Annotated in this window: 7 protein-coding genes; 5 read left to right on the top strand and 2 right to left on the bottom strand. The window is 48.3% G+C overall.

Going from position 1 to position 6,854, the window contains the following annotated elements; genetic code table 11:
* Positions 1-351: 351 nt before the first annotated feature.
* The 5 genes from FFM82_RS11770 to FFM82_RS11750 all read left to right on the top strand — a co-directional run bounded on the left by FFM82_RS11770 (position 352) and on the right by FFM82_RS11750 (position 5,000).
* Positions 352-936, top strand: coding sequence for a DJ-1 family glyoxalase III (locus FFM82_RS11770; RefSeq protein WP_137646002.1), 585 nt, complete (start codon positions 352-354; stop codon positions 934-936).
* A gap of 77 nt (positions 937-1,013) precedes the next feature.
* Positions 1,014-1,349: a hypothetical protein gene (locus tag FFM82_RS11765; protein WP_137646001.1), complete on the top strand. Its 336-nt coding sequence runs from the start codon at positions 1,014-1,016 to the stop codon at positions 1,347-1,349.
* A complete protein-coding gene (locus FFM82_RS11760; RefSeq protein ID WP_137646000.1) occupies positions 1,346-1,615 on the top strand; it encodes a hypothetical protein in 270 nt (89 codons plus the stop codon). The genes FFM82_RS11765 and FFM82_RS11760 overlap by 4 nt, the downstream gene beginning before the upstream one ends.
* Positions 1,616-1,629: 14 nt before the next feature.
* Positions 1,630-2,463, top strand: coding sequence for a LysR substrate-binding domain-containing protein (locus FFM82_RS11755; RefSeq protein ID WP_137645999.1), 834 nt, complete (start codon positions 1,630-1,632; stop codon positions 2,461-2,463).
* A gap of 155 nt (positions 2,464-2,618) precedes the next feature.
* Positions 2,619-5,000, top strand: a complete 2,382-nt coding sequence (locus FFM82_RS11750; RefSeq protein ID WP_170178290.1) for a phosphoketolase family protein — start codon at positions 2,619-2,621, stop codon at positions 4,998-5,000.
* 71 nt (positions 5,001-5,071) lie between these two features.
* Here the strand turns inward: FFM82_RS11750 and FFM82_RS11745 are convergent, their stop codons facing one another.
* Together FFM82_RS11745 and FFM82_RS11740 are read right to left on the bottom strand one after the other, a co-directional pair.
* On the bottom strand, positions 5,072-5,815 hold the full coding sequence (locus FFM82_RS11745) for a CPBP family intramembrane glutamic endopeptidase (RefSeq protein ID WP_137645997.1): 744 nt from the start codon (positions 5,813-5,815) through the stop codon (positions 5,072-5,074).
* Between the two features lie 107 nt (positions 5,816-5,922).
* Positions 5,923-6,693, bottom strand: coding sequence for a LysM peptidoglycan-binding domain-containing protein (locus FFM82_RS11740; protein ID WP_137645996.1), 771 nt, complete (start codon positions 6,691-6,693; stop codon positions 5,923-5,925).
* Positions 6,694-6,854 lie beyond the last annotated feature (161 nt).

Genomic DNA, 6,854 nt, shown 5'->3' with positions numbered 1-6,854 from the left:
TGCTTGGCTTAAAGTCGTGTCCACCACGTTCCAGCCGCTTTAGGACCAACCGGCAAGGCGGAAAGTTTCCACTATCCGGGCTTGACTAATCGTAGGAAATGGGCTGTGACTAATGTCACAGCCCATTCATGTGTCCGAATATTGATAGTCGAAACGTGCGCCAAAAGTCAGCTGGCTCCGCTTAACGGCGTAAGTCCAACAATCTAAGCCCAGGATTATTCGTCTTACGCCGTTATGCTCACCAGCTAACCGACTTTTGTCACACTCTATTTGGATTGCACAGCGACCGATTGAGTGTGCTAGAATGGTGGTAGCGTTTTAAAAATGAATGAATTGAGAGGAAGGATTCTTATGGCTAGTGTTGCAGTAGTCTTTGCGGATGGTTGCGAAGAAGTTGAAGGTCTAAGCGTCATCGACGTGTTACGGCGGTTAGGTGTTCAAGCCGACATGGTTGGCTTAACCAGTAAGGACGTGATGGGTGACCACCAGATCAAGTTAACGTGTGATAAGGTCGTCGACGAGAGTTTACTCGATTACGACTTGGTTGCACTACCGGGTGGCATGACCGGTTCAGCTAACTTACGGGATAACCAAAAGTTACGCGACTTAATGGTCAAACGGCACGCGGCTGGTAAGTGGGACGCAGCGATGTGCGCCGCACCCCGGGCCCTAGCACGCTACGGCGTACTGGATGGCGCCGACTACACGATTTTCCCCGGCTTGGATTCGGAAACTAAGAAGGATGCCCCAACGGGTAACTTTAAAGAAACCATTACGGTAACCGACCTAGACCACAAAGTGTTAACTAGTCGCGGACCAGCCACGGCCTGGGCGTTTGCTTATGCGATTGCCGAAACGTTGGGTGTGGATACGAAGGATATGAAGCACGCCATGCTTTACGATTACTTAGCAGATAATATTCAGGATAGTTTGTAATCGTGATTTATTTGGGGTCACTGGAAGGAGCGCCTTCCAGGACCCCTTTTTAATTTGGAAGAAGGAAAGTGGTCAGCGTGCCAACGCAATTAATACCGGTGACTTACGTTGCCCGTGGATGTAAGCCCTTTTTTAAACGCTATCGGCACCAGGCGGCTCGGATTAAGCCAAAAATAGCGGTCGCACTGAGCCGGGAAGTAGTTAACGGGATGCCGGAAGTGAAGGTGGCGACCCGCCAGCGACTCGCAGGGCAAACCTGTTATGAACGGCGCGTTAACGTTGGCGTAACGGGCTCGGTTAGGGTGGCGTTTACGGTGACAACGTGCCAAATTACGGTCTTTTTTATCAGTACTCAATTACAAAAGGCGCCGTTCACCCACGCCCTCGAACAGGTATTGGGAGATGCGCAATGAAATGCTTACCGATTAAGCAGGCCGAAACGTTACTGAAAAAGGTGGTTAAGCAGCACCGACCTACGACACTAACGTTATTGACCAAGAAAAAGGACCGGTCGGTAACGGTTCAAGTGACAACGGTTGCTATGAAACTGATTGAACGGGGGTACCTTAAGCAGGACCAAAATTTTTCGTTTGAAGATAACGCGGGAAAACACGCCGTTCAGCAGGCGTTGAAACGTGAATTTCCCCGTAGCCACCAACTATACATGATCAAGACGTAAGGAGAAGAAAAAATATGTTGACTCACATTAAGGCGTTTCGCCTCGTTTACGAAACGCGTAGTTTTTCGGCAGCTGCGGCCCAGTTATTTGTGACCCAGCCGACCGTTTCCAACCAGATTAAACAGCTTGAAGAACAGTTGCAGGTGCAATTATTTCAGCGCCGCGGTAATCGCGACGTTCACCCGACCGCGGCGGCGGACGTTCTGTATTCGGAATCAACGAAGTTACTCGCGGATTGGCAACAAACTGAACGTAAATTAGTCGCGGCTAAGCAACAAAAAACGCAAACGGTCGTTATTAGTGCGTCACAAACGACGGCCCTGACGCTCCTGCCCAATTTACTACCTAAATTAAACCAACAGTTTCCCCAGATTGCGTGGCGGGTGAAAATGACAAATTCGGAGCAGGTCCTTAAAGAGCTGAAGGCCCACCGGGTACAGTTCGGGCTAGTTGAAAAACCGGTGGCAGCTAGTGGAATTGAGCGGGTGGCGTTAATGCCCGACCAGTTAGTTTGTGCCGGTCAGGCGACCGGACTGTGGTTAACGCGGGAACGCGGTTCGGGAACGTTTGAGTACACGCAGCGTTATTTAAAAGAAGCGGGAATTGTTCCGGAACAACAGTTGGAAATTGATAACTTAAACTTGATCTTGCGATTACTTCAACGCGGAATGGGTCAAACGGTGTTGTCCGAGCGGTTGGTACCGGATTCGATTCCAACCCGGTCGTTGGGGGAACGGTTCAAACGCTGCTTCTACCTCGTTTATGCGCGGAGTGACTGGGGATTAAATCCAGACTTAGCTGCAATTTGTCAGCAAATTCAAACGTTGACCCAGTCGACGCGTTGCTAATTATAAGGATTACTTATGAATTAATATTAAATATCAAAATCGATAAAGCCTTGTCTCCCAAGGGGTTTCGGCATAAACTATGGGTGTCAAAAGGAATTGGAACGTTCCAATTTTAAAAATGGTTAGACTAAGAGACGACTACTTGGGAGGTTATGGTGATGAGTAATTTTGATTCAAAAGCGTATTTAGAACGGGTTGATCAATATTGGCGGGCGGCTAATTATATTTCGGTAGGACAACTTTATTTACGTGATAACCCACTGTTGCGGCGACCATTGCAAGCGGATGACGTTAAGTATCATCCAATTGGTCATTGGGGTACGATTGCGTCACAAAACTTTATGTATGCGCATTTAAACCGGGTCATTAAGAAGTATGATCTCAATATGTTTTATATTGAGGGCTCTGGTCATGGCGGTCAGGTGATGGTCTCAAATTCTTATTTGGATGGTAGTTATACTGAAATCTATCCACACATCACTCAGGATGAACGGGGGCTGCAACGCTTGTTTAAACAATTCTCGTTTCCTGGTGGGGTGGCTTCGCACGCTGCACCGGAAACGCCGGGTTCAATGCACGAAGGCGGTGAACTGGGCTACCCGATTTCGCATGCGGTTGGTGCCGTTTTGGATAATCCGGACCAAATTGCTGCGGTTGAGATTGGCGATGGCGAAGCGGAAACCGGGCCGTTAGCCGCTTCGTGGTTTTCCAACAAATTTATTAATCCCGTGAATGACGGCGCAATTTTGCCAATGCTCAACTTGAACGGTTTTAAGATTTCTAACCCGACGATTTTGTCACGTTTATCGGATGCCGAATTAACGGACTACTTTAAGGGAATGGGTTGGCAACCGTACTTCGTCGAAACTGACGGTACTAAAGCTGATGAAATGGCCGTTCATCACCGGATGGCTGCAACGTTGGATCAAATTATCAATCAAATTTTATCGATTCAACAACGGGCACGGTTAAAGAATGATCAGACCTTACCGATTTGGCCCATGTTAATTCTTCGTTCGCCTAAGGGATGGACGGGGCCAAAGACCAATTTAAACCATGAACCGATCGCCGGCTCGTTCCGTGCGCATCAGGTTCCCGTGCCGGTGGACGCCACCCACCTCGAACACGCGACTATGCTGACTGACTGGTTGGAAGCTTACCGGCCCGATGAACTATTTGACGATAACGGGACGTTGAAAACTGATATTCGGACCACGGTACCGGATGGAAACCAGCGAATGGCCATGAACCCGGTAGTTAATGGGGGCTTGAACCCGCAAGCTTTAACGTTACCAGACGTTAACCGTTATGAATTTGATATTGACCAGCCTGGGAGCCGGGATGCTCAGGATACTGAAGAATTATCGAAGTTTCTAACGGCGGTTATTCGTAAAAATCCAACGACTTTCCGAGCGTTTGGCCCGGATGAGACCAAGTCGAATAAGTTCTTCTCAATGTTAGATTATGGTAAGCGCCAATGGTTGGAACCCATTAAAGAACCAAATGATGAAAATATGGCGCCAGCGGGACGTGTCATTGACAGTCAATTATCTGAACATCAGGCGGAAGGTTGGCTTGAAGGCTACGTACTGAGTGGCCGCCACGGGTTCTTTGCTTCCTATGAAGCCTTTACCCGGGTCATTGATTCAATGTTGACCCAACACTATAAGTGGTTACGTAAAGCATCGGAGCAACCATGGCGTCACGACTACCCGGCGTTGAACATCTTAAACGTATCGCACGCTTTCCAGCAAGACCACAACGGCTACACACACCAAGATCCTGGGATGATTGGTCACTTAGCCGAAAAGGGGCACGAGTTGGTGAACGAATACACGCCAGCTGACGCGAATACGTTGATGGCGGTCATGAATCGGACGTTGCAGTCACGCGAAAAAATCAACTTGGTGGTGGCGTCGAAACATCCCCGACCACAATGGTTTACAATGACCGAAGCCACCAAACTAGTTGATCAAGGCTTAGGGATTGTACCGTGGGCGACCAATGATAACGGGCAACCGGACATTATCTTCGCGGCGGCTGGAACCGAACCAACGATGGAATCCTTGGCAGCGATTGACCTGTTGCACCAACAATTTCCAACGTTGAAGGTTCGCTTTATCAACGTGGTTGACTTGTTACGCTTGCGGCCAGCGGGGACGGATCAGGATAGTCGCGGGCTGACCAACGCTGAATTTGATCGATACTTTACGACGGATACCCCGGTTATCTTTGCGTGTCATGGGTTCGAGAATACGTTCCGCGGTTTACTCTATGGTCGGCATAATCATAACGTTGAGTTCCACGGTTACCGCGAAAACGGTGATATCACAACGCCATTTGATATGCGCGTCCTTAACGAACTTGATCGGTTCCACTTAGCCAAAGCAGCAGTTGAAAAGGTTGGTCTAGCAACTGAAGCAGCGGCCTTTATGACTCAGATGGATCAAGAACTTGCACGCCATCATGATTATATTCGTGAATATGGCCGTGATTTACCGGAAGTCGAAGCTTGGCGGTGGACCGGAATTCAATAAGTAGCTGTGATTAGTAAACAGGCGACTAGCGTGAGCTAGTCGCCTGTTTGGGATAATTAAATTGTCTGAGCCTATTGCGATGGCGGGTTGTTGGGCGCAACTAGTGGTCGGAAAACTAACCCGGCCAACGCTAAAATAATGATAATCTCTAGGACCTGAAAACTGGCGGTCGTATGAATCAGCGGTAGGTTAATCGTGGGTTGGCTAAAACTGAAAAAGTCGTTGGCCGCATGAATGACAATCGGCCAAATCAGTGTCCCGGTTGCTTGATAAATCCCGGCCAGTAAGAGTCCTAGGGCGAAGGTGAATCCGAGTTGCAGTAAGGTCAACGGAATACTTTGGTGGCTTAAATTCACGAGGTGGGTCAGGCTAAAGTACAAACTACTGAGGCATACTGCCCGTCCTAGCCTGCTTGGGGTGACACCGAAAATTTTTAGGCTGCGTTTGAATAAAATGCCCCGGAATAGGACTTCCTCAAACAGGCTGATCAGTAGTGCGACCATTAAGTTGGTGAGGGCGCTAGTCAGTTGGGTCGTTGCAATCAAGCTGGTTATGGTGATGATGGCGACCACGAGTAACGTTGGACCAACGATTTGGGCCTGTTGCGGCCAACTGAGTGCCGAACGCAAGTGTAAGGGTTGGTGGATGTAGCGGTCATTTAAGGTCAGAACCAGAATCAGCAATAACAGTTCTTCGAAACCGGTAGCGACTGTCGAATTCAAAGCTAATCCAGGTAACTTAAAAAGTAGACTAATTAAAATTAGGCAACCGACCATCATTAACCAGAAGGCCGTGATTAAACGGAGTTCACGCATGGATCCACTTCCTTTCGCTATAAGCTTAGCATACCCCAGTTGTTGGCAAAAAGAAAACCCGTTGTGAGTTCGTCTCACAACGGGTTTTCAGTTTAGTTATCTTTTAATTAAAGGGCCCAAGCTTGCATGCCTTGTGCGTTGTAAAGTGCAACGGCGGCGTCAACCTGTGCTTCAACGGAACCAGAGCTAATGTGCATGTTTTGGAATAAACCGTAGGCACCACTAGTACTGTTCTTGACAGTCGTGTTCCAGCCAGATTCACGGGTGATAATGGTGTTCCAAGTTGAAGCTGAAACGCCGGTCCGTGATTGCATTTGGCTCAAGACGTAGCTCCGTAAGTTGCTACCAGTGTAGCTTGACGTTGAGCTAGTTGAAGCACTGGAGCTAGCTGATGAAGCGGAACTTGAAGCAGCTGAACTAGTTGAAGTTGCAGTAGAAGCTGCGGAAGTGCTGTGGCTAGCTGATGAAGTTGCTTGGCTGGTGCTTGCAGATGACGCAACGCTTGATGATGCTTGGCTGGCAACTGATGAAGAAGCTTGGCTAGCAACTGACTTAGGTGCGGCACTTGACGCACTAGTTACGCTGGCACTGGCCGTGCTGGTAGCTTGGCTAGCAGCGGCTGATTGTGGGGCTGCGCTAGTGGCAGTCGTCGTTGAAGTGCCGTTTACTTCAAGCTTATCGCCAACGAAGATCAAGTTAACGTTAGCTAACTTATTAGCTTTTTCGATTGCTGAAACGGTCGTGTTGTGGGCTTCGGCAATTTCTGAAACGGTGTCGCCGGCTTTAACGGTAACGGTGTCGGCGTTAGCGACAGTCGTTGAAAGGGCGAATAAAGCTAAAGCAGCGGTTGAGGATAAAACGAGATTTTTAATTTTCATAATGTAAAGACACTCTCCTATAATTTACGATTCGATATACGGTTTCTAACAACTTTAATTGGTCAACTTCGCGTTCAACCAATCAACAGTGACTAGTATAACCAGCCAGTATTGCATGCAAATAATCAGAACATTACGTTTTTAGGGGGGTGTTGTAATAA

This window comes from Lactiplantibacillus plajomi (genome assembly GCF_005405405.1).
GTDB lineage: Bacteria > Bacillota > Bacilli > Lactobacillales > Lactobacillaceae > Lactiplantibacillus > Lactiplantibacillus plajomi.
Note: the sequence above shows the minus strand (reverse complement) of the source record. Positions and strands in the feature narration are given on the sequence as shown.